The 24648-nt window shown below is 37.4% G+C and carries 20 protein-coding genes, 2 tRNA genes and 1 pseudogene; 15 read left to right on the top strand and 8 right to left on the bottom strand.

Translation table 11 applies throughout. The features are described 5' to 3' along the window. Window positions 1-192: 192 nt before the first annotated feature. Genes NKR74_RS19015 through nirB form a run of 5 tightly spaced genes read right to left on the bottom strand, consistent with a single transcriptional unit; the run spans window position 193 to window position 5567 of the window. Complete coding sequence (locus NKR74_RS19015; RefSeq protein ID WP_253630523.1) at window positions 193-648, bottom strand: precorrin-2 dehydrogenase; 456 nt, start codon at window positions 646-648, stop codon at window positions 193-195. Beyond that, window positions 620-1351, bottom strand: a complete 732-nt coding sequence (locus NKR74_RS19010; RefSeq protein WP_253630522.1) for a sirohydrochlorin chelatase — start codon at window positions 1349-1351, stop codon at window positions 620-622. The genes NKR74_RS19015 and NKR74_RS19010 overlap by 29 nt, the downstream gene beginning before the upstream one ends. Further along, entirely contained in the window at window positions 1348-2772 is a 1425-nt protein-coding gene (locus NKR74_RS19005; protein ID WP_253630521.1) for a uroporphyrin-III C-methyltransferase, read from the bottom strand. Before NKR74_RS19005 ends, NKR74_RS19010 begins: the two co-directional genes overlap by 4 nt. A gap of 59 nt (window positions 2773-2831) precedes the next feature. Further along, window positions 2832-3149, bottom strand: a complete 318-nt coding sequence (nirD, locus tag NKR74_RS19000) for a nitrite reductase small subunit NirD (protein WP_098305139.1) — start codon at window positions 3147-3149, stop codon at window positions 2832-2834. Between the two features lie 12 nt (window positions 3150-3161). Beyond that, window positions 3162-5567, bottom strand: a complete 2406-nt coding sequence (gene nirB / locus NKR74_RS18995) for a nitrite reductase large subunit NirB (RefSeq protein WP_253630520.1) — start codon at window positions 5565-5567, stop codon at window positions 3162-3164. 607 nt (window positions 5568-6174) lie between these two features. Between nirB and NKR74_RS18990 the strand changes: the two genes are divergently transcribed. From NKR74_RS18990 to NKR74_RS24020, 7 genes and pseudogenes are all read left to right on the top strand, one after another. Beyond that, a complete protein-coding gene (locus NKR74_RS18990; protein ID WP_253630519.1) occupies window positions 6175-7212 on the top strand; it encodes a GerMN domain-containing protein in 1038 nt (345 codons plus the stop codon). 125 nt (window positions 7213-7337) lie between these two features. Continuing rightward, window positions 7338-8075, top strand: coding sequence for a ribonuclease PH (gene rph, locus NKR74_RS18985; RefSeq protein WP_253630518.1), 738 nt, complete (start codon window positions 7338-7340; stop codon window positions 8073-8075). 10 nt (window positions 8076-8085) lie between these two features. Continuing rightward, window positions 8086-8697 (top strand): XTP/dITP diphosphatase, encoded by a 612-nt coding sequence (locus NKR74_RS18980; protein ID WP_098305131.1) that lies wholly within the window; start codon window positions 8086-8088, stop codon window positions 8695-8697. A 16-nt stretch (window positions 8698-8713) separates the two neighbouring features. Further along, entirely contained in the window at window positions 8714-9220 is a 507-nt protein-coding gene (locus NKR74_RS18975; RefSeq protein ID WP_098305129.1) for a metallophosphoesterase family protein, read from the top strand. A gap of 101 nt (window positions 9221-9321) precedes the next feature. Continuing rightward, window positions 9322-9395, top strand: a tRNA-Gly gene (locus NKR74_RS18970). Between the two features lies 1 nt (window position 9396). Beyond that, window positions 9397-9470 (top strand) — tRNA-Arg (locus tag NKR74_RS18965). A 378-nt stretch (window positions 9471-9848) separates the two neighbouring features. Beyond that, window positions 9849-10643 (top strand): annotated as a pseudogene (locus NKR74_RS24020) (COG4705 family protein); the annotation flags it as partial. A gap of 593 nt (window positions 10644-11236) precedes the next feature. Here NKR74_RS24020 and NKR74_RS18955 read toward each other — a convergent pair. Continuing rightward, complete coding sequence (locus tag NKR74_RS18955; protein WP_253630516.1) at window positions 11237-11851, bottom strand: PH domain-containing protein; 615 nt, start codon at window positions 11849-11851, stop codon at window positions 11237-11239. A gap of 302 nt (window positions 11852-12153) precedes the next feature. On the opposite strand from NKR74_RS18955, the gene NKR74_RS18950 reads away from it, so the two are divergent. The 7 genes from NKR74_RS18950 (at window position 12154) to yihA (ending at window position 21835) form a co-directional block, all read left to right on the top strand. After that, entirely contained in the window at window positions 12154-12402 is a 249-nt protein-coding gene (locus NKR74_RS18950) for a hypothetical protein (protein ID WP_098305125.1), read from the top strand. A gap of 225 nt (window positions 12403-12627) precedes the next feature. Beyond that, the gene (locus NKR74_RS18945) at window positions 12628-13632 is read left to right on the top strand and encodes a hypothetical protein (protein ID WP_253630515.1); all 1005 of its coding nucleotides are present in this window, start codon (window positions 12628-12630) and stop codon (window positions 13630-13632) included. Window positions 13633-13960: 328 nt separating this feature from the next. Then, window positions 13961-15244 carry a trigger factor gene (tig, locus tag NKR74_RS18940; protein WP_098305121.1) on the top strand — a complete coding sequence of 428 codons (1284 nt, stop codon included), beginning with the start codon at window positions 13961-13963 and terminating at the stop codon, window positions 15242-15244. Window positions 15245-15509: 265 nt separating this feature from the next. Further along, window positions 15510-16775, top strand: coding sequence for an ATP-dependent protease ATP-binding subunit ClpX (clpX, locus tag NKR74_RS18935; RefSeq protein ID WP_098305119.1), 1266 nt, complete (start codon window positions 15510-15512; stop codon window positions 16773-16775). 250 nt (window positions 16776-17025) lie between these two features. Further along, complete coding sequence (lonB, locus tag NKR74_RS18930) at window positions 17026-18696, top strand: ATP-dependent protease LonB (RefSeq protein WP_098305117.1); 1671 nt, start codon at window positions 17026-17028, stop codon at window positions 18694-18696. 215 nt (window positions 18697-18911) lie between these two features. Further along, window positions 18912-21242 (top strand): endopeptidase La, encoded by a 2331-nt coding sequence (gene lon, locus NKR74_RS18925; protein WP_098305115.1) that lies wholly within the window; start codon window positions 18912-18914, stop codon window positions 21240-21242. Further along, window positions 21239-21835: a ribosome biogenesis GTP-binding protein YihA/YsxC gene (yihA, locus tag NKR74_RS18920; protein ID WP_253630514.1), complete on the top strand. Its 597-nt coding sequence runs from the start codon at window positions 21239-21241 to the stop codon at window positions 21833-21835. The genes lon and yihA overlap by 4 nt, the downstream gene beginning before the upstream one ends. A gap of 24 nt (window positions 21836-21859) precedes the next feature. Here the strand turns inward: yihA and NKR74_RS18915 are convergent, their stop codons facing one another. Together NKR74_RS18915 and NKR74_RS18910 are read right to left on the bottom strand one after the other, a co-directional pair. Next, window positions 21860-22276 carry an organic hydroperoxide resistance protein gene (locus NKR74_RS18915; RefSeq protein ID WP_253630513.1) on the bottom strand — a complete coding sequence of 139 codons (417 nt, stop codon included), beginning with the start codon at window positions 22274-22276 and terminating at the stop codon, window positions 21860-21862. Window positions 22277-22278: 2 nt separating this feature from the next. Then, window positions 22279-22731, bottom strand: a complete 453-nt coding sequence (locus NKR74_RS18910; protein WP_253630512.1) for a MarR family winged helix-turn-helix transcriptional regulator — start codon at window positions 22729-22731, stop codon at window positions 22279-22281. Between the two features lie 578 nt (window positions 22732-23309). Here NKR74_RS18910 and hemA point away from each other — a divergent pair. Then, on the top strand, window positions 23310-24647 hold the full coding sequence (hemA, locus tag NKR74_RS18905; protein ID WP_253630511.1) for a glutamyl-tRNA reductase: 1338 nt from the start codon (window positions 23310-23312) through the stop codon (window positions 24645-24647). Window position 24648: the final 1 nt, after the last annotated feature.

Below are 24648 nucleotides of genomic sequence, written 5' to 3'. Positions count from 1 at the left end.
GCTATCAAATTAAGAGAATAATATAAAAAGACAAAAAGACCATCCTTATTCAGTGTGTATCTGAAAATGAAAGGATGGTCTTTGGTTTTACTGAATTGTACCCCGAATAGTAGCCACTTTGAGGGAAAGTTCATTATTTGGATTGTAGTGTAGTTCAAGGGTGAATGAAAGTTACTGCTCGTAAGAGTCTGATTAGTTGAACTTTATAAGTTGTGAAAGAACAGCTGTTAGTTTTTGTTTGATTTGTTTTGCAAATGCTGGATCTTTACCTGAAGTAGATATACTTACAATATACTCGTTATTTCGAATAATTGCGGGTGTGTGAAAAGATGATTGCGTACCATCACTTACGATATTAACCCACTGAAAATCATGTGCTGCTTGTTTGACCATCATATTTACATCGTGATGATTTGTTGCAGCATAAATGAGATGAGCATCTTTTATATCTTCCTCTGTAAATGCTTTTTGTTTCCATGTAATATAGGAGAGCTTCTCCATTTCCTCACAAATGTCTGGACTCACAACAGTGACAATGGCTCCTGTATCCTTTAATCCAACCGCTTTTCGGTATGCGATTTTGCCACCGCCAATGATGACAACGATTTTACCTTGTAGATTAAATATAAGAGGATATAGATCGCACATGTATATATTCCTCCATTCGTTCTAATGATGCGGACTTCATATAGGGATCAAATTGAAGGCAGTTGCATGTTGTAACGTTCGTATATGTGTGTGCATGGCGCTCAATTTTCCGAAGTAGTAATCCAGTAAAGAGAAGGTATGGCATGACATATACATGTTGAGCTGATGATGCTATGCCATTGAGTTCTTCGGTAAAAGAAGGTGCTCCTTTTGTTAAAAAAGAGCAGGAAACGGGCATGCCGATTTTTCGCTCAACTGCTGATCCGATTTGCTGCAATTCATGTATAGGCTGAGAATCACTACTACCTCGGCCGACGAGTAGAATTTCGCTACCTTGTGTGGGCATGGCTTCATATATTCTTTTGATTACAAGTTCAATCATGAGCGGGTGTGTACTAAAAGGTGGTACAACTGAAAATGTAATATGCGGATAGCGCTTTTGTATTTGCTTAATTTCAAAAGGAACGTCACGTTTATAATGAGCAGCTGCAAATAATAAAACAGGGACAAGTAAAACTTCAGTTGCTCCGTCTAGAATCGCTTCTGTAATCGCATCCTGGACAGTTGGTGTAGTGAGTTCAAGAAAGCCAATTTTTTGGATATTTTCACTCCGCTCTTTTATAACGGACTGGACAAAGTGAATGAATTGTTCATTTCCTTCTTGTAATCGGCTACCGTGCCCAATATAAACAATCCCTTTCATTGTGCCGCCACTTCTTTCTCATTAAAAATAGCTTGTAATTCATAATCAATGTTCTGTAATCCGACTTTATTTGCATACTGCAAAGTGAGTTCATCTGTATACGAGAATGGTAAATTGAAAATATGCGTGAAACCAAGGCGTTTAGCTTCTGCTATAAATGTATCAATTGCGGCGCGTCCTTCAAATACAATGCTATCCCATGTAAATTCAGAGAGCATACGTGTATGAATTTCATCAAAACGATGATCTATTTTATATTCATGCGTCATTATATAAGAACCGGGGCCGATTTTTTCTTGAATAACGGCAATTCGATTGATGTTTCGCCCTAAATACACAGTTGATTCTGTAGAAAATTTTGCTGGTTCACCGAAGAGTCCATATTGCATGAGTGCTTCTTGAGTGCCGCTATTCATATACTGCAGTTCCCCCTGTAAGGAACGAACATCTTTACGATGTTGTGCACATGATTGCAACAAAATTGCTACGCTTTCGGCTGAACAAAAAACAAGACGTTTAGCGTCAAATATTTCACGGAGTTGTTCCTGTGTTAATGTGTATTCTTGTTTTTTGAAAGTTGGAATCTGATATGTTTCTGCTCCGGCTTCTTGTAACTTTTGCTCTGCTTTACTTGTTTTATTTGATGAAGAGGCGAGCAAAACTTTTTTTCCGTGTAGTGGCTTATGTTCTTTCCAAGCAATTTGTTTTCGCAAGGATACGACATCTCCAACAATTGTCATGGAAGGATTTGAAATGTGTTCTTTTTTGACTCTGTCAACAATTGTGGATAGGGTACCTGTAACGACTCGCTGTCTTCCTGTTGTACCCCATTCAATGACTGCTACTGGTGTATTTTTTTTCTTTCCTGTTTGTAATAGGTTTTCACAAATGATTGGTAAATTTTTAATGCCCATGTAAAAGGCAACAGTATCACTATTTAAGAGTGAGTTGTAGTTTACATGATCCTGAATCGGTCCCTTTGTATGACCAGTTAGTAATGTCACGCTATTACTGTAATCGCGATGGGTGAGAGGGATGCCGGCATACGCGCTAGCGGCGATGCTAGATGTAATACCTGGTACAATCTCATATGGAATGTTTTCTGCTGCTAAAGCGGCTGCTTCTTCACCAACTCTGCCAAAGATAGAGGGATCTCCGCCTTTTAAGCGAATAACGGTCTTACCTTCTTTGGCAGATTGAAGTAAATGAGCGTTAATCATTTCTTGGCGCATAATATGATTTGTTGGCATTTTTCCGCAATAGACAAGTTCACATGTTGACTTCGTATAGCGAAGTAAATTTTGATTCAATAAGCGGTCATATAAAACAATATCTGCTTTTTGTAAACACTCCATCGCTTTTTTTGTAATAAGCCCTTCATCACCAGGTCCTGCACCGACTAAATATACGTATCCGTTCATCTCTACACCTCATCTGTTTTTACTGGAAAGGAAGCCGAGAAGAGGCTTCCTTGTGTAAGTTACATGTATATATAAATATCGCCATCAATAACTTGTACTTCATACGTTTGAATGCAACCATCATCAGGTTTTTGTACTTCACCTGTCAGTAATGAAATTTTCCAATCGTGCAGTGGACAAAAGACAAATTCACCAGAAACAATACCTTCCGCTAAAGGTCCATTTTTATGAGGGCACCGATTTTCTACAGCACGAATGTCGCCGTTTGCAAGGCGAAATAAGGCAATAGACATATCCTTTATTCGCACTTCCTTACCAATTTGTACGGGAAGATCTACAGCATGCATGATTTTTATTTTTTCTTTCGTTTGTAACATACGAATCGCTCCTTACTTTACAATCTCTACTTCATACATCGTTTTTAATGATTGCGTTTCTAGTGCTTGTCCCCAAGCCTCTTCATATGTGCTACGTGCTTTTTGGAAACGTTCATTTAGCATAGCGACCATATTTTCATCTTGCAGTACTTCTTTTATGTGGTGTAAGCCCATTCGCTCTACCCAAGGAGCTGTACGTTTGCCGTAAATACCAGTTTCACGATAGTATTGTACGTAAGCTGTGGCAATGCGAAGTACATCTTCCTCCGAAGGGACAATCATTACAAAATCAGCTTCACGCACTTCTGTACCGCCATTACCACCGATATAAAGTTGGAAGCCATTTTCAACACAAACGACACCGAAGTCTTTCGTTAATGCTTCCGCACAGTTACGCGGGCAACCTGTTACACCCATTTTCATTTTATGTGGCGTATCTACCATTTCTAATGACTGTTCAAGCAACATGCCAAGTCCTAATGAATCTTTTGTACCGAAGCGGCAGAAACGAGATCCAACGCATGATTTTACATTGCGAAGGGACTTCGAGTAGGCATAGCCAGAGTTCATACCGAGGTCGGCCCACACTTTTGGTAAATCTTCTTTTTTAACCCCATATAAACCGATGCGGCTTGCGCCTGTTATTTTCACGAGTGGAACGTCGTACTTCTTCGCAACTTCTGCAATTTTCATTAAATCATCTGCTGTTGTAACGCCGCCGTACATACGTGGAATAACAGAAAATGTTCCGTCATGTTGAATATTTCCATTCATTCTTTCGTTAACGAAGCGGGATGCTTTATCATCGGCATACTCTTCTGGGCAGGCCATACGTAAATAATAATTTAATGCAGGCCGGCATTTTGAACAGCCTTCTTCGTGCGCGAAGTCAAGGACGTTTCGCACTTCTTTCGGTGATTTTAAACCTTTCTCATGAATTGCTGCTACAACTTCATCGCGAGATAATGTTGTGCACCCACACATACCTGCAGCCTGAGTAGAAGCATCAAAATTATCTCCAAGTGTATGAGATAGAATTTGTTCAACAACTGGGCGACATTTACCGCAGGATCCTGCAGCTTTTGTGCATCCTTTTACTTCTTCAAATGTCGTTAGGTCTTGTTCTAAAATAGCGTGAACAATGGCTCCTTTTGTGACACCGTTGCATCCGCAAACAGTTTCATCAGCACTCATACTTGCAATATCAAGCCCGCTATCTTCACCAGCTTTGTGAAGAAGAGAAGCTGATGTATATTCTTGTATATCTTCTTCTTTTTTTAACATGCTGAAGAGGCGTGTGCCGTCAGCTGTATCACCATATAAAACAACACCAACAACTTTATTGTCTCGGATTAGTACTTTTTTATAGGAACGTGTACATTCGTCAAATATGGAGATTACTTTTGTTACCTCATCTTCATAAATTTGACCAGCGGAGAATAAATCGCATCCCGCAACTTTCAGTTGTGTACCGACGATGCTGCCTGTATATCCATCTGTTTGTGTATTTGTAATCTGTTTTGCTAATACAGCACCTTGCTCATAGAGCGGTGCAACAAGACCGTAGGCAATCCCTTTATGCTCTGCACATTCACCAACCGCATAGATGGATTGGTCATTTGTTTGCATATAGTCATTGACTATAATGCCGCGGTTCACAAGTAAACCAACGTCTTTTGCTAACTTTGTATTTGGGCGTATTCCAACAGCCATGACGATTAAATCACAATTTACAATATCGCCCTCTGCAAATTGAATGCCCTCAACGTGGTCTGTACCAAGAATTTTTACCGTTTTCTTTTCCATAAGGAACTTCATACCTTGTGATTCTAAGTCTTCACGCAGTAATGAAGCTGCCTTAGCATCAAGTTGTTGCTCCATTAAGTGTGGCATTAAATGAACAACATGCACGTCCATTCCTAAATCAATAAGCCCTCGTGCGGCTTCTAAACCAAGTAATCCGCCGCCAATGACAACTGCTTTTTTATATTGCTTAGCCGTATCCATCATAAATTGTGTATCTTCGATTGTGCGAAATCCTGTTACACCAGGGAGATTTGAACCTTCCACAGGTAAGATAAAAGCACTGGAGCCTGTTGCGATAATGAGCTTGTCGTACATAACAAGACGATTCTTTTCTGTAACAATGACTTGTTCTTCCCGATGAATATGAAGTACTTTTTCATTTGTATACAACGTAATATCATTTTCTTCGTACCAACTGTATTCGTTCATAATGATATCTTGCATATTTGTTTTTCCTTGTAGGACGTGGGAGAGCATAATACGATTGTAGTTCGGGTGCGGTTCATCTCCAAAAATGGTAATGTCGTATAACGTATTGTTTTGTTTTAAAATTTCTTCGATGCAGCGTATTCCAGCCATACCATTCCCAATCATGACTAAACGTGTTTTCATATTCATGTCCCTTCTTATATGTGAAATATTTAACAAACTTTGATACTTGTATTATAAAAGTTTTAGAAAATAAGGAGATGTGATATTTATCACAGTTTTGGAGGATTCATAAATTGTTCAAATTTGCACATAATTTGCTGTAATCTTCTTTTACATTTGATAATTTTATCTTACTAGTTGTAGGTAGTAAGACCACACTTCAAGATTCAGAGAAACTAAAAAAGATGGATGGGGGATGAAGCCTCAACTAATGAAAATTTCACTTTATCCCGCATTAACGGGCAGTGAGACCCCCACCTCAAGATTCAGAGAGAAGCAAAGAAGATAGGTGGGGAACTGCCCGTAAAAGCCCGATTGGTACAACTAACCATCAGTGAGGGATAAAGCCCCACTGATGGAAGTTTCACTTTATCGCGAAAGAATAATACGGAGACGTTAGTAAAGAGACTGAAAATATTCCAATAGAGGTAAGGAGTAAGTTTTTGACCATGATATAAAACTTTGCGCAGGTATTTTTTAGAAGAGATAAGTTGTCATCGCTTGTTCTAAAGTGAAAGTTGAGCTCGTATACATGTAGTACAAACTTAGATTTTTAGGAGGAAAGCGTATGCCTAAATCGACTTTCAAATGGCTTGTTTGTGCTACATTAAGTACAGTTTTATTAGTAGGATGCGGATTGTTTGGTAAGGAAAAAGAAACAGAGCAAATTGATCCACCTAAGAAAGTTACCTATACAGACGGTGAGAAGAAAGAAACAGCGAAGCAAGGGGAAACGATAAAACAAGATTTATATCTCGTAGATAAAAATGGTTATGTTGTGCCGCAAACGGTGCAGTTACCTGCTCCGAAAAATAATGCGGTCATTAAGCAATCATTACAATATTTAGTGAAAGATGGACCAGTAACAAATTTATTGCCAAATGGATTTCAAGCTGTACTTCCCGCAGATACTGAAATGACAGTTGATGTGAAAAACGGGACAGCGGTTGTTGATTTTTCTAAAGAACTGAAAAATTATAAAAAAGAAGAAGAACGCCGTATTGTAGAAGCAGTTACTTGGACATTAACGCAGTTTAAAGAAGTGAAGAATGTGAAGTTTCGTATGAATGGGCAAGATTTAGCGAAGATGCCTGTTGCTGGTACGCCGATTGGTAATGGATTAAGCCGGGCAAATGGCATTAACTTTGATGATGAGCAAGTGGCTGATATTACAAACACAAAACCAGTTACGTTGTATTTCTTGGCGCAAAATAATAAACAAAATTATTATGTACCAGTAACGCGCCGCATTGCAGAAGGAAAAGAAAATGAAGTCGCGACAATTGTAAATGAACTTGTAAAAGGACCAGCGCATCAATCGGCGTTAACATACGACTTTAATCCAGATGTGAAGCTAATCAATGAGCCGAAACTTGAAAAAGGAACGGTGACGCTAAACTTTAATGAAAATATTTATGGGAATAAAGGTAAAAGTATGATTTCTGACTATGTACTCCAGTCTCTTGTATTAACTTTAACGGAAAAACAAGGAGTAGAAAATGTGTTAATTCAAGTGAATGGAAAAGCGAATCTTGTTACAGAGAAAGGTGATAAATTAATAAAACCAGTCGCTCGTCCGCAAAACGTGAACACAGGTAGTTTTTAAACAGAAATAATTTGATATACTTAATTTATGAAAAGAAGGGGAACTCCCCTTCTTTTATTGTCATACATAACATAATTTTTAAATTGGCTATACTAACATGTAGCAGTTATAAGGGGGTTATTTTTATGCGAGTAGATGGTAGACAAGCATCAGATTTGCGCCGTGTACATATTCATACGAATTATTTAAAACATCCAGAAGGATCAGTATTGATTGAAGTTGGTGATACGAAAGTTATTTGTACAGCAACGATTGAAGAAAGGGTTCCACCGTTTATGAGGGGCGAAGGAAAGGGATGGGTTACAGCTGAGTATTCCATGCTTCCTCGTGCAACGGAACAGCGTACCATTCGTGAATCGAGTAAAGGAAAAGTAACAGGGCGCACAATGGAAATTCAACGTTTAATAGGACGAGCATTACGTGCTGTGGCTGATTTAGAAGCGCTCGGTGAAAAGACGGTTTGGATTGACTGTGATGTCATTCAAGCTGATGGTGGAACGAGAACTGCTTCTATTACCGGTGCGTATGTTGCGATGGTATTAGCGTTTGAGAAGCTTGTAACAGCAGGAAAAGTATCAAAAATTCCAGTGAAGGATTACTTGGCAGCAACGTCTGTTGGAATCGTTGATGAGCATGGTGTTGTGTTAGATTTAAATTATGCAGAAGATTCTAAGGCAAATGTCGATATGAATGTCATTATGACAGGCAAAGGGCATTTTGTTGAAGTGCAAGGTACAGGAGAAGAAGCGACATTTAGCCGCGGTGAATTGAATGAATTGCTTGATGCAGCAGAATATGGAATTTTACAGCTTATTGAAATGCAAAAAGAAGCGTTAGGCGATATTGTAACTCATATGGAATAGAGGTAAAAATATGAAACAAGTTGTAGTAGCGACAAAGAATGCTGGGAAAGTACGTGAATTTGCGGAGCTATTTGAAAAGTTTGATTTAGAAGTAAAATCACTTTATGATTTTCCTCATATTGAAGAAGTAGAAGAAACTGGTGAAACGTTTGAAGAGAATGCCATTTTAAAAGCGGAACATCTGTGTAAACAGCTAGATGAAATTGTCATTGCGGATGATTCAGGTTTAATTGTAGATGCCTTGCAGGGGAAACCAGGGGTTCGTTCGGCTCGTTATGCAGGAGAGGAAAAGGATGATCAAGCTAACATTCAAAAGGTTCTAGAAGAATTAAAGGATATTTCAATGGAGAAACGGACAGCGCGTTTTTATTGCGCATTAGCCGTTGCGTTTCCACAAGAAGATAAAAAACCATTGATTGTAAACGGAACGTGTGAAGGGAAGATTTTAGAACAACAGCGCGGGGAAAATGGCTTTGGTTATGATCCAATCTTTTATGTAGAAGAATACAAAAGCGCAATGGCAGAATTGTCATCCGATGAGAAAAATAAAATTAGTCATCGCGGGCGTGCTCTTCGTAAATTAGAAGAAAAAATTCCAGTATGGTTTTTAGGAGAAGAATAATAAGGGAGCGAAACCGATGAAGGCGTTAATTGTGAGCGATAGTCACGGTTCTGTGAAAGAGCTAAAGCAATTAAAAGAGCGGTATGAGGGAAACGTAGATGTGATGATTCATTGCGGTGATTCTGAATTAACATCTCATCATTCTGAACTAGAAGGGTTTCATGTGGTGAAAGGAAATTGTGATTTTGTTGGTGATTTTCCAAATGACATCATCACAGATGTGCAAAGCACACGTTTTCTTGTAACGCATGGCCATTTATACAATATTAAAATGACGCTGCAAACACTTTTATATCGTGCGAAAGAAGCTGAGGCAAATATTGTTTGCTTCGGTCATTCGCATATATTGGGAGTAGAAATCATAGATGATATATTGTTTATCAATCCAGGAAGTATTCTCTTGCCGCGCTCGCGAAGAGAAAAAACATTTGCTTTACTCGAAATACAAGAAAGCGAAATAGATATTCGTTTTCTTACATTAGATGGTGCAACTGTAGCGGAAAAAACGTTTAAAATAGGGTGAAAAACTTTTCTTCACCCTATTTTAAAAAAATGTTGACTTTGATTATTGATAATAATATAATAAAAACTGTCGATGAGACATTAGCAAAAATTTCATATCATGCGGGTGTAGTTTAGTGGTAAAACAAGAGCCTTCCAAGCTCTGGTCGAGAGTTCGATTCTCTTCACCCGCTCCATGTCCCAGTAGCTCAGCAGGATAGAGCAACGGCCTTCTAAGCCGTCGGTCGGGAGTTCGAATCTCTCCTGGGACGCTAAAAAAACCTTGTTATCTTTCGATGACAAGGTTTTTTGTTTGGTTTAAATAAGAAATAGTAATTGTGCTATTTAACACTAAAAAAAGCATCGGTGATAAAACCGATGCTTTTTTTAGTGTTAATGATTGTTATTTTATTTGTTTTTTAACTTTTGTCCTTTAGAAGAGAACTTGTTATGAAGGATGCTTTCCTTTTTCATGATGCTACAGTAATTTTTAATAAATTTCTCATTTAGATTTAATTTGATTTTCAGACGAATTTCATTAAAAGATATTAAAGTTGGGACTAGATCTTATAATAGCCATCAAATGAATAAACGAGAATCATGAAATGGTTTGAGACATTGATTATCGGCTTAAATACAATAAAAAGGAGATGAGTTCATTGGCAAAAAAATTTTCCGTTTCTGATGAAGTCGCTGCCGCCCCGTCACTAGGCCGGCAGATGTTGAGTAAGGTTCCAGAAGTCACGATCTTCTTCTGGATCATCAAAATTTTATGTACAACTGTCGGTGAAACATTTGCTGATTTCTTAAATTTCAACCTTGGATTTGGTTTAACTCTCACTACCATAATTATGGGAATAGCATTTTTCGTTGTATTGTACCTTCAATTCAGAGCAACTAAATATGTTCCAGGCATTTATTGGCTCACTGTTGTTCTTATAAGCGTATTTGGAACGTTGGTAACTGATAATTTGACAGACAATATGGGAGTACCTCTTGAGGTTAGTACGGTAGTTTTCTCCGTGCTGCTAGGTTTAACTTTTCTTTTTTGGTATCTCAGTGAAAAAACACTCTCGATACACTCGGTTTATACAAGAAAAAGAGAAGTTTTCTATTGGCTTACCATTCTTTTCACATTTGCACTTGGAACAGCAGTCGGAGACTTATATTCCGAACAACTCGGTCTTGGTTATCTTTACACAGGAATAATAGTCATTATTATAATTGGTTGTGTATTTTTAGCATGGAAATTTTTGGAACTTGATGGAGTATTAGCGTTTTGGATTGCGTATATTCTTACTCGTCCACTCGGAGCATCATTAGGGGATTACCTATCTCAACCAAAAAATAATGGCGGGTTAGGTTTGGGGACAACAGTTACTAGTGTAATTTTTCTTATAGCTATTTTAGCGATAATCATTTTTCTTGCTGTTACAAAAGTTGATACAAAGGCAAAAAGTGATACAGCAGAAACAAACCAAGCGAATGGAAACAAGAAAAATGTTTTGACACAAACCATTGTGGTACTGTGCATTTTCTTAGTTGTTGGCATAGGCGGTTATGTTTGGCGCAGTAATAATATAGCGCCGCAAGCCGGCTCTGCACAAACTACATTAGCTGGACAATTAACGGATTTTGTTAAAATTGAAAGTGATATGCTAAACCATGTAAACTCAAATGATTTTACTACGGCGAAAAAAGGGGCTGACGATTTGGAACATGAATGGGACGCAGCGGAGCCTAAACTTAGAAAAATAGATGGCACAACATGGACTAAAATTGATGGAACTATTGACAGTGTATTAGCAGCAGTTCGTTCATCAAACCCTGATGTCAACAAGTGCAAATCTGCACTTAACAATTCGCTTAGTGTCATAAACGGAGCGAATAAATAAAAATTTTAGGAATCGCAAATTTGAACTGCATCCCAATTGTTAGACACAACTAACAATTGGGGTGCAGTTTTTTATGTTTTCAATGAATTTTAAAGAAAAACTATAGTTATTAGAAAAAGAATTAAAAGCAAAATTAGTTTAGGTTAATTGTTAATAAACTTCTCAAATACAAAGCCAAAATCTTTTACATTATATTGTTTTTTTGTATCAACAAGCCAATTGAACGCAATTTGATTAATTTCTTTAAATTGTGCTGCTAGATCTACTTCGGCATTTCTTACGTTGCCTAATGTAGAAGATGCCATTTCTAGGCTCTTATGTGCGTATTGCGTTGCGATATCATTTTCGTGAGTGATTTCTGCGATCTTCAGAAGTGCCTTATATAAATCTTTTACTTCTTCAATATGTTTTTTATGTATGTCGATGGAGTAATGCTCTCCGCCCATATTAAATTTAATCTCAATATCTAAGTCTACTGTCCCTGCTGTTTCAAGTAGAACGTTAGAAATTTTATGAGTGTTGTAATTATAACGGCGAAGTGTACGTTTCTTACTTACCGCACTTGTTCCGTCAACATGAATAAGAGCTGTATTTGTAAAGCAATACTCATCTGTTTTTGATTTGATTAAAAAATAAATTTTTTCGTTTTCTTCATGCATGACATAATCATCAGCATCTACTTTATCGTAATCAGCAGGGGTAATAACGGACCCAATATCACTTAAACCAAGCATATCAGCTGCTACTTTTTTAAACATTGTATATCGCCCTTTCGTTTTGAAATTTCTGAATCATTTCGAGTTTATTATAACATGAGAGAAGTGTTTTTTGAGGAATCTTACAATTCTGTAAGGTATATGTAAGAAAATTCGATGGTAACTATTTCTGAAAATTTTATAATAAAGGCAACATAGACGAAGTGAGGGGAAGAAATAGTGAAAGGTTTAGCTATAACAGCCTTATCAATTGCTTTTGGAGTTGTTGCCTATGATAAATTGATGGATATGATTAATGTGATAAAACAATTAATTGCATAAATAAAGATTTAAGGGGATAAGGGATGGAATGGTTACTTGGTATTATTGGAATTTGTAGTGTTGTTTTATTATTTATGTTTCCAATTGGATTATTAAGTTCAAGCATAAGTGTATTTTTTATGTGTTTAATCATCAGTACGATAATGATTATTATAGTATTAATGAAACGTAGTAAGTCTATTTTCTTTTTTAGCATTATCGTGATGACAATTATTGTTCTTCAAATGATAACCCTCTTTGTATATCCTACTATTATAAAAGCTTTCCATTAAAACTCTTCGCGCCGGTAGCTGAGAGTTTTTTATTTTCTCTCGTAGAATCCTCATGTGCTATAAAAGTTCTATTTTCGTATTTCTAGGCAATATATTCGATTTTTATATAGCAAAAATCGGTATTTTCTCAGTAAAAACGAACAGATTCCAAAGATTGTGTTCTGAACTATCATTTGTTATATTAACTTTGAAGTGTATTGAAAATCTAAAAAAAGAGGCGAGCGTATGGATAAAAAAGAAAGTACGGTCGTATTGTTTCCGCAGTTGTCAGCGCGATTTATCGACGAAGGATTTATTGCATTGCGTGAACGTCGGTTTGAAGAAGCGTTAACATGCTTCGAAATGTTGCGCCAGTACGGGGCACAGACAGAACAATCAGAATTGGCTTCAGTTATTTGTTTACTAGAATTAAAGGAAACGAAAGAAGCGAAAGAGCGATGCGAGGAATTGCTTGAAACAGGGGAACTCTTATTTCAAGATATTCTCGAGACATATGTTACAATTTTAGTGCAAATAAATGATTATGAAGGCATTATTGAAACGGTACAGTCCGTTTTACAAACGAAAGAAATAACAGAAGAGCAAAAAGAGAAATTAGCACAACTTGCATTGTTTGCAAAGAGCATGCTAGATGGTGAAGAAGTAGTAGAAATAGACAATGACGTATTTTTTGATGAACCTGCGTTTGCCGACGCTTTGCTTAAAGGTGATTATGGGAAGCAATTGCGGGCGATAAATGAGCTTGCGAATAGAAATATCGAAAGCGCGTTGCCGGCGCTGCGTACATTTTTACTAGATGAAACGAAACACCCGTATATTAAAACTTCTATCTTATACATATTAATGGAAAATCGAATACAAGAAAGCATAGATGTGGAGAAATTCGGTGAGACAATAACGGTCATACCGGCTAATTTATCTTATAATCCATATGATACAGAAGAAGTGTTACATATATTGTCTGATCGCTTAGAGCATGATAATCCAACGATGTATGAGGCGATTGTTGCATATTGGAAAGAAATGCAAACAAGCATCTTTCCGTTTCCTTTCTTAATAGAGAAAGACAAGTTATGGGCAGCTGTTTTAGAGAGAGTTGGAAGAAAACGATTTGGAATGCCGATTCATGAGGATGAGCTTCTTCGAGAGTATGATATTACACTTGAAGAATATCATGTTGCATATCAGTGGTTTTTACGTATTGAGAAAGAAGGATTTATGCCAGTATAATGAAAAAGAATGTTTCGGTTATTGAAACGAGAGTATTCTATGTTATAATGTAAGGGTTGCAAAGGGCTGAAATCTGCCTTTTTATAAGAGAATAGAAACAAATATTCTCTTACTTATATGTTTCATATTATTCTCGAACAAAATATACCGTATTTGTCTTTTTGGCAAATAGTAGATTGAGAATGATACGTCCGAAGTTTTCATAACGGATGGTAAAGCTGAATACATCAGCTTTACAGAGTGTTTGTTGTTTCTTTATCAGAAACGATAAATGCCTCGATCTTTAAAGGTATGTGCATACATTATTATAGTTGGAGGGAAAGAATAAATGGCTGCAAAATGGGAAAAATTAGAAGGTAACGCTGGCGTTTTAACAATCGAAGTTGATGCTAAAGAAGTAAACAACTCTTTAGACGCTGCGTTCAAAAAAGTTGTAAAAACAATTAATGTACCGGGCTTCCGTAAAGGAAAAATGCCTCGTCCTCTATTCGAACAACGCTTCGGTGTAGAATCTTTATACCAAGATGCTTTAGATATCATCTTACCAAAAGCATACGGAGAAGCAATTGATGAAACTGGTATCTTCCCAGTTGCTCACCCTGAAATCGACATCGAGAAATTCGAAAAAGGCGAAAACTTAATTTTCACTGCAAAAGTTACTGTAAAACCTGAAGTGAAATTAGGCGAGTACAAAGGCTTAACAGTAGAAAAAGTTGATACTACTGTAACTGATGAAGATGTAGAGAATGAATTAAAATCTTTACAAGAGCGTCAAGCTGAGCTTGCAGTTAAAGAAGATGGCACTGTAGAAAACGGTGATACAGCTGTAATCGACTTCGAAGGTTTCGTTGATGGCGAAGCATTCGAAGGTGGAAAAGGCGAGAACTACTCTTTAGCAATCGGCTCTAATACATTCATCCCAGGATTTGAAGAGCAATTAGTTGGTCTAAAAGCTGGCGAACAAAAAGAAGTGGAAGTATCATTCCCAGAAGAATACCATGCAGCAGAACTAGCTGGTAAACCAGCAACATTTAAAGTAACAGTTCATGAAATTAAGGTGAAAGAACTTCCTGCTTTAGATGATGAGTTCGCGAAAGATGCAAACGAAGAAGTAGCAACTCTTGACGAGTTAAAAGCAAAACTTCGTGAAAACTTAGAAGAGAACAAAAAACAAGAAGCTGATAACAAACTTCGTGACGAAGTAGTAGAAAAAGCTGCTGCAAATGCAGAAATTGACATTCCAGAAGCAATGATCGAAACTGAGTTAGATCGCATGGTTCGCGAATTCGAGCAACGCTTAAGCTACCAAGGCATGAACTTAGAGCTTTACTACCAATTCACAGGTACTGATGAAGCAAAATTAAAAGAACAAATGCAAGAAGACGCAGCAAAACGCGTAACAACTAACCTTGTTCTTGAAGCAATCATCAAAGCTGAAAACATTGAAGTAACAGAAGAAGAAGTAAATGCAGAAGTTGAAAAAATGGCTGAAATGTACAACATGCCAGTAGACGCTGTGAAACAAGCTCTTGGTAACGTTGAGGGTGTAAAAGAAGACCTTCAAGTTCGTAAAGCAGTAGATTTCTTAGTAGATAACAGCAAGACTGCATAATAAAATAACAAGGCGCGACATTGCTCGTGCCTTGTTTTATAAATATAAATATATTTGTAAACCATTTTTATTATGAAGAAGGAAAAGATTCTTCGAAAGTCGAATATACATATTTCAAAAGTTTCAAAATTTTTTTAATTGTACATAACTAACCATATTATTTGTATTTCTCGCCACGTAGTGACATAATATGTATTTACATACGATACATTTATCGTGTACATACGAAGGCAAGGTATTAGCACTTTGTAAGGGGTGTGAAAATATGTTTAAATTTAATGATGAAAAAGGGCAATTAAAATGTTCTTTCTGTGGTAAAACACAGACGCAAGTTCGAAAGCTTGTTGCAGGTCCTGGTGTCTACATTTGTGATGAATGTATAGAACTTTGCACAGAAATCGTGCAAGAGGAGCTTGCAAAAGATGAAGAAGTAGAATTCAAAGATGTACCGAAACCAGTAGAGATTCGTGAAATTTTGGATGAATATGTAATCGGACAAGATCAAGCGAAGAAGGCTTTAGCGGTAGCGGTATATAACCATTACAAGCGCATTAATTCTAACAGCAAAATTGATGATGTAGAATTAGCGAAAAGTAATATTGCTTTAATTGGACCAACTGGTAGCGGTAAAACGTTACTGGCACAAACGTTAGCACGTATTTTAAATGTTCCATTTGCAATTGCTGACGCAACATCTTTAACAGAAGCGGGATACGTTGGGGAAGATGTAGAAAACATCCTACTAAAACTTATTCAAGCAGCTGATTATGATGTAGAGAAAGCGGAAAAAGGGATCATTTACATTGACGAGATTGATAAAGTGGCACGTAAGTCAGAAAATCCGTCAATTACACGTGACGTATCTGGTGAGGGTGTGCAACAGGCACTTCTTAAAATTTTAGAAGGTACTGTAGCAAGCGTTCCTCCGCAGGGTGGTCGTAAGCATCCACATCAAGAGTTTATTCAAATTGATACAACAAACATTTTATTCATTTGTGGCGGTGCCTTTGATGGCATTGAACCAATTATTAAACGCCGTCTTGGTGAAAAAGTGATTGGTTTCGGTTCTGAGAAGAAAAATGCTGATGTAACAGAAAAGCATGTTTTATCGCATGTATTGCCAGAAGATTTATTAAAATTTGGATTAATTCCAGAATTTATTGGTCGTCTTCCGGTTATTGCGAATTTAGAGCCGCTTGATGAAGGTGCTCTTGTTGATATCTTAACAAAACCGAAAAATGCACTTGTGAAACAGTTCCAAAAGTTATTGGAACTTGATGATGTTGAATTAGAGTTTGAAGAGGGTGCCCTTGTCGAAATTGCGAAAAAAGCAATTGAACGTAAAACGGGTGCGCGTGGACTTCGTTCAATCATTGAGGGTCTTATGCTTGATGTGATGTTCGAACTCCCATCTCGTAAGGATATTGAGAAATGTGTGATTTCAAAAGAAACAGTAGCAGAGAATGCTACGCCAAAATTAGTGCTTCAAGATGGTACTATACTTGAACAAGATACAAAAACATCTGCATAAAGTGAAACCTTAATCAGCGGGGATTTCATCCCTGCTGATTATGAGTAGAACGAATCGGATATATACCAGTAATTGATCCCCACCTAACTTTTTTGCTTTTTGCTGAATTTCGAGGTGGGGATATTACTGTCCGTGAATAGCAGTATAAACGATAAGAAACAGCAATTGTATAATTGCTGTTTCTTATTATGTTTAGCGTGTTTCCTCCCAGGGGATACTGATAAGTAAAACATAGCGGGAGGAAATGAGTATGAGCTGGACAAATATTTTTTTAATCGTTCAACTTGTCTTTGGTGTAATTGTCGGATTATATTTTTGGCATTTACTCAAAAACCAGCGAACACAAAAAGTTTCAATTGATAGAGAATCAAAGAAAGAGCTAGAGCAACTTCGAAAAATGCGGGAAATTTCTTTAACAGAACCCCTTGCTGAAAAAGTTCGTCCGGCGTCTTTTGCTGATATTGTTGGACAAGAAGACGGTATTAAATCATTAAAAGCTGCGCTATGCGGCCCAAATCCGCAACATGTCATTATATATGGACCGCCAGGAGTTGGAAAAACAGCAGCGGCTCGGCTCGTATTAGAAGAGGCAAAGAAAAACTCGAAATCTCCATTTCGAATCACTGCAACATTTATTGAGCTGGATGCCACAACGGCTCGGTTTGATGAGCGGGGGATTGCTGATCCGTTAATTGGTTCTGTTCATGATCCGATTTATCAAGGTGCTGGAGCGATGGGGCAAGCAGGTATTCCGCAACCGAAAAAAGGGGCGGTCACAGATGCGCATGGAGGTATTTTATTTATTGATGAGATTGGGGAGTTGCATCCAATTCAAATGAATAAAATGTTAAAAGTGCTGGAGGATCGCAAAGTATTTTTGGAAAGTGCATATTATAGTGAAGAGAATTCTCTCATTCCAACGTATATTCACGATATTTTCCAAAAGGGATTACCAGCTGATTTTCGCCTTGTTGGCGCAACAACACGTTCTCCGGATGAAATTCCTCCGGCTATTCGGTCACGCTGTTTAGAAGTCTTTTTTCGTGAACTAGATACAGGAGAAATCGAAGCAGTAGCGAAAAATGCTGCTGAAAAGGTGGATATGGAGCTAGGTGAACAGGGTATAGAAATGATTGGAATGTACGCACGGAATGGAAGAGAAGCCATTAATCTTGTGCAAATTTCTGCTGGAATGGCAATTAATGAAGGACGATCTTTTATAAAGGATGAGGATATTGAATGGGTCATTCATTCAAGCCAACTGACGCCGAAATACGAAAAGCGGGTATATCCAATTCCGAAAATTGGTCTTGTAAATGGCCTGGCTGTATATGGACCAAATACAGGAGCACTACTTGAAATAGAAGTAACAGCAATTCCAGCAAAAGAGAATGGATCCGTTGTGGTAACAGGGATTGTTGAAGAAGAAAGTATCGGTAATCAAACGAAATCAATTCGCCGTAAAAGTATGGCAAAAGGTTCTGTTGATAATGTTGTAACTGTCCTTCGTTCGCTGGATTTGTTACCTGAAGGATATGATATACATATTAACTTTCCAGGCGGTATTCCAATTGATGGACCATCTGCCGGCATTGCAATTGCAACAGGCGTATATTCTGCCGTTCATCGCATGTATATCAATAATGAAGTAGCCATGACTGGAGAAATTAGTATTCACGGAGAAGTAAAACCAGTTGGTGGCGTTTACGCAAAAGTAAAAGCAGCGAAAAAAGCTGGGGCAAAGAAAGTGCTAATCCCAGCAGAAAATATGCAGCCTTTTCTTTACACAATCAAAGGTATTGAAATCGTTCCTGTGCGAAAATTAAAAGAAGTATTTGCATTAGCATTTGTAAAAGAGAAAATTGAGCCAACAGGCGATACATTGCTTTCTTTAGATGAAGGTGACGTGCAATCGATGTAAAGGGTAAAGGGTTAGGTGAACCAATCGGGCTCATATGGGAGGGACGCTAACTTTACTGCCTGTTAGAGCAGAATATCCTAGGCTTCGTTTAAGTTGTTATATGCTTAAGCGAAGTCCCTTTTTCTTTAACGAGCAATAGAGCATCGAGTCTCTGAGATTGCATAAGGCTTTATTGTAATATAAAATAGGGAAACAAAGATATTTATGGAGGTGCTATGTCTAATATGAATGCGAACGAAAGAATCGTGCCCCTCCTACCATTAAGAGGCGTTCTCGTATATCCGACGATGGTTCTGCATCTTGATGTAGGACGTGATAAATCGATACAAGCGCTCGAGCAGGCGGCTGTAGATGAAAATATAATTTTTTTAGCGATGCAAAAAGACGTGAATATCGATGATCCGAAAGAAGATGATATTTATAAAGTAGGTACGTTAGCAAAAATAAAGCAAATGCTCAAATTGCCAAACGGGACGATGCGTATCCTTGTAGAAGGTTTACATAGAGTAGAAATGACAGAGTTCATCGAAGAAGATGATGTAATTACAGCTAATGTCCGTACATTAATGGAAGAAGAAGAGGGCGATTTAGAAGAAAAAGCACTCATGCGTACATTAATTGAGTATTTTGAGCAATATATTAAGCTGTCTAAGAAGGTTTCAGATGAAACTTTTGCAACAGTTGTTGATGTTGATGAACCAGGTCGATTAGCTGATCTCGTATCATCTCATTTGCCTCTCAAAATGAAGCAAAAGCAACAGATTTTAGAAATCACTGCGGTGAAAGAACGATTACATACACTTATTTCTTTTATTCAAGATGAAAAAGAGTTATTGAACTTAGAAAAGAAAATTGGTCAGCAAGTGAAGCGTTCTATGGAGCGTACACAAAAAGAGTACTTCTTACGTGAGCAAATGAAAGCTATTCAAAAAGAACTTGGTGATAAAGAAGGAAAAGGCGGCGAAGTAGAAGAGCTTCGTGAAAAGATTGAAGAATCAGGAATGCCAGAAGAAACGCAGCAGGCAGCTTTAAAAGAGCTAGATCGTTATGAGAAATTGCCGGCAAGTTCAGCAGAGAGCGGTGTGATTCGCAATTATATTGATTGGTTATTATCTCTTCCTTGGACTGAGGCAACAGAAGATCGTATAGATCTTATGCGCGCTGAAAAAATTTTAAATGAAGAGCATTATGGGCTTGAAAAAGTAAAAGAGCGAGTACTTGAATATTTAGCAGTGCAAAAGCTGACGAATTCATTAAAAGGACCTATTCTTTGTTTAGTCGGTCCTCCAGGGGTTGGGAAAACATCGTTAGCTAAATCGATTGCGACATCATTAAATCGTAATTTTGTTCGTGTTTCACTTGGCGGTGTCCGTGATGAGTCTGAGATTCGTGGCCATCGTCGTACGTATGTCGGTGCGATGCCAGGTCGTATTATTCAAGGAATGAAAAAGGCAAAGACAATCAATCCGGTCTTTTTATTAGATGAGATTGATAAAATGTCGAATGATTTTCGAGGAGATCCTTCAGCAGCATTATTAGAGGTATTAGATCCAGAACAAAATCATAACTTTAGTGATCATTACATCGAAGAGCCATATGATTTATCGAAAGTTATGTTTATTGCAACAGCTAATACGCTGGCAAGCATTCCAGGTCCACTTCTAGATCGTATGGAGATTATTTCAATTGCTGGTTATACAGAACTTGAAAAAGTACATATTGCCCGTGAGCATTTGCTTCCGAAACAATTGAAGGAACATGGCTTGAAAAAAGGAAATTTACAAGTACGTGATGAAGCGCTTCTTGAAATTATCCGTTACTATACACGTGAAGCAGGTGTTCGTACGTTAGAGCGTCAGCTTGCAAAGCTTTGCCGAAAAGCAGCAAAGATTGTTGTAACAGAAGAGCGTAAGCGCGTTGTTGTAACGGAAAAGAATATTACAGAGTTGCTTGGAAAGCGTGTATATCGTTATGGTCAAGCTGAAACGAAAGATCAAGTAGGTATGGCAACAGGTTTAGCGTATACATCAGCTGGAGGAGATACGCTTGCAATAGAGGTATCAGTATCTCCGGGTAAAGGGAAGTTAATTTTAACAGGGAAACTTGGGGATGTAATGAAGGAATCTGCACAAGCGGCATTTAGTTATATTCGTTCGCGTGCAGAAGAATTGCATATTGACCCTAATTTTCATGAAAAACATGATATCCATATTCATGTTCCCGAAGGTGCTGTACCGAAAGACGGACCATCAGCGGGCATTACGATAGCGACGGCTCTTATTTCAGCATTAACAGGAATTCCTGTTAGTAAAGAAGTAGGAATGACAGGTGAAATTACACTTCGTGGCCGTGTGTTACCAATTGGTGGATTGAAAGAGAAAACGTTAAGTGCGCATCGTGCAGGATTAACGAAAATTATTTTACCTGCAGAAAATGAGAGAGATTTAGACGATATTCCAGAAAGCGTAAAGGAAAACCTTACGTTTGTGCCAGTTTCTCATTTAGATGAGGTACTAGAGCACGCATTAGTAGGAGTGAAAAAATGAAAGTAACAAAAGCGGAGATTGTCATTAGTGCAGTCAAACCAGAACAATACCCTGATGGTGATTTACCAGAAATCGCATTAGCAGGTCGTTCCAATGTTGGAAAGTCATCCTTTATTAATAAAATTTTAAACCGAAAAAAATTAGTGCGCATTTCTTCTAAACCAGGAAAAACGCAAACACTAAACTTTTTCATTATTAATGACATGATGCATTTTGTGGATGTACCAGGTTATGGATATGCGAAAGTATCGAAGTCAGAACGAGCAGCATGGGGTAAGATGATCGAAACGTATTTCACAACAAGAAAGCAGCTAGATGCAGCTGTTCTTGTTATTGATTTACGTCACAAGCCGACAAGTGACGATGTGATGATGTATGATTTCTTAAAGCATTATGAAATTCCAACAATCATTATTGCAACAAAAGCCGATAAAATTCCAAAGGGAAAATGGCAAAAGCACTTAAAAGTTGTAAAAGAAACGCTTGATGTAGAACCAGAAGATGAAGTTGTATTATTCTCTTCAGAAACAGGTCTTGGGAAAGAAGAAGCGTGGAAAGCGATTCATAAGTTTACAAATACAAAAAACGTGTGACATTCGTCACACGTTTTTTGTGTATTATAGTACGTTTAATGTAACTTCAATATTCCCTCTTGTTGCTTTAGAGTATGGACATACCCCGTGTGCAGCTTCTACTAATTGTGTTGCTTCTTCGTGAGATACACCAGCTACGCGCACATCTAATGTGACAGCTAATCCGAATCCCCCATCTGTATCTTTGCCAATTGCTACGTGAGCCGTTACTTCCGTACTTTCTGCTTTTACGCGTTTCGTACGAATGACAAGCTGTAATGCACTATCAAAGCAAGCTGCATAACCTGCTGCAAATAATTGTTCAGGGTTTGTTGCTTCCCCGCCCATACCGCCTAATGCTTTGGGCATTTTTACATCAAGGTTTAATACACCATCTTCAGAGATTACTTTTCCGTTTCGTCCACCTGTTGCTTTTACAGTAGCAGTATATAATGCTTCCATGTTTATTCCTCTTTTCTATCATTTATTGTTTTCATTGTTTCAATTAATTTGTTTAATTGAATTAATAAAGTTGTATAATCTTCAGTTGTAATTCCTAAATGTGATGCCATTGTTTGTGGCAATGAACATGCTTTTTTCTTTAAAGCAGATCCTTGCTCTGTTAGTTCAATACATACTTTTCGTTCATCTTCCTTTGAACGAATACGCTTAACAAGTTGTAACCCTTCCATTCTTTTTAACATAGGCGTTAATGTTCCGGAATCTAAAAATAATCGTTCACCAATTTCTTTTACTGTTATTCCGTCTTGTTCCCACAATACTAACAAAGTAATGTACTGCGGATACGTAATGCCCATTTCTTCTAAATAAGGACGATAAAAACGTGTAACTTCTCTAGAACAAGCATAAATAGAAAAACAAAGTTGATTATCTAGATGTAAAGGATTCTCGTGCATGAGTATCCCTCCTTTTTAAATTGTGAACAATTTAATTTTATAAAATTAATATAAAATAAACCCAATAAGATGTCAAACAAAAAGAAAATCAATCATTTGGAATAATCATACATATTTTCTTTCAATTGAAAGAAGCTAGTAAAAGATAGTCTTTCAGCATGTATGGAATAGTTTCCATTACTTGATTCCGACAATTTTTTTTGATAACGTACAGATAGAGTTATTATTTTATAATTATTTTAAAGTGAAATATCTCTTCTCTAGATGAGGGAGGATTTTTACTGTCCTTTTGAACGGAAAATAGGATTTTTGTATTCTTCACCGATGGTTAGTTGTATACATCGGCTTTTATGAAAAGTTTTTCTCACCTTTTTTCCTTTCATTCTTTACTTATTCCAGTGAATGTTTTACTGTCAGTTAAGTAAGGGATAAAGTGAAACTTCCATCAGTGGGGGGCTTGCTGCCCGTTAATGCGGGATAAAATGAGACGATGTTCACATGATTGTCAGATTTAAAAGAGGAAAGTTGTATTATGATAGTAGATAAGATGAAAAATCGGTTGAAGGGGGACATGCTGCGTGCATATTCTTGTTGTTGGTGTTAACTATCGAACAGCCCCTGTAGAAATTCGTGAGAAACTAACGTTCCAGGCAGCAGAGTTAGAGCAAGCAATGACAACGTTACAAAAACAAAAAAGTGTATTAGAAAATGTCATTGTATCAACATGCAATCGAACGGAAATCTATGCTGTGGTAGATCAGTTACACACAGGACGCTATTATATTAAGAAATTTATGGCTGATTGGTTTCAGCTTGAAATAGAAGAAATTTCACCATATTTGTCTATATTTGAACAAGATGGTGCTACCAATCACTTATTCCGTGTAACAAGTGGGTTAGATTCAATGGTAGTTGGAGAAACACAAATTTTAGGTCAAATTCGTAATAGCTTTTTACTAGCACAGGAAGTAAAAACGACAGGAACGATATTTAATGAATTGTTTAAACAAGTCGTTACACTAGCAAAACGTGCCCATTCTGAAACAACAATTGGCGGCAATGCTATGTCAGTAAGTTATGCAGCTGTTGAACTTGGAAAGAAAATTTTTGGTGATTTGAAAGATTGCCATGTTCTTATTCTAGGTGCGGGGAAAATGGGCGAATTAGCATTGCAAAATTTATACGGAAGCGGTGCTCATAAAGTAACTGTTATGAATCGTACGTTTACAAAAGCGGAAACGATGGCAGAAAAATATATGGGACGTGCAAAGCCATTAAATCAGTTACAATGTGCATTGTTAGAAGCTGATATTGTAATTAGTTCAACAGGTGCTTCTCAATATGTGATTACGAAAGAAATGATGTCCAAAGTAGAGAGTATGCGCTCTGGTCGTCCGCTCTTTATGGTAGATATTGCGGTGCCGCGGGATATTGACCCAGCAATTGATGCGTTAGAAAGTGTTTTCTTATATGATATTGATGATTTACAAGGCGTTGTGGAAGCGAATCGTGCCGAGCGATTAAAAGAAGCTGAAAAAATTCAAATTATGATTGAAGAAGAAATGATTCTATTTAAATCATGGATGAATACGCTTGGTGTCGTGCCGTTAATTTCGGAACTTCGTAATAAGGCATTAGCGATTCAAAGTGAAACAATGCAAAGCATTGAACGAAAAATTCCAACGTTAACAGAGCGTGAGCGAAAAGTGATTAGTAAGCATACGAAAAGTATTATTAATCAATTGTTAAAAGATCCAATTTTAATTGCGAAAGAGTTGGCAGCTGAAGAAGATGCACAAGCAAAACTTGCTCTATTTGCGAAAATTTTTGATTTAAATGCGAAAGAAGTAGTAGAAGAAAACGCAGCAGAATGCAAACAGACAGAGAAGTGGACAGTATCCGCTCCATCTTTGTAAT

Origin of the sequence: Bacillus sp. 3103sda1 (genome assembly GCF_024159135.1) — a bacterium.
GTDB classification, from domain to species: Bacteria; Bacillota; Bacilli; order Bacillales; family Bacillaceae_G; genus Bacillus_A; species Bacillus_A rhizoplanae.
This window is presented reverse-complemented; position numbering and strand designations above follow the sequence as displayed.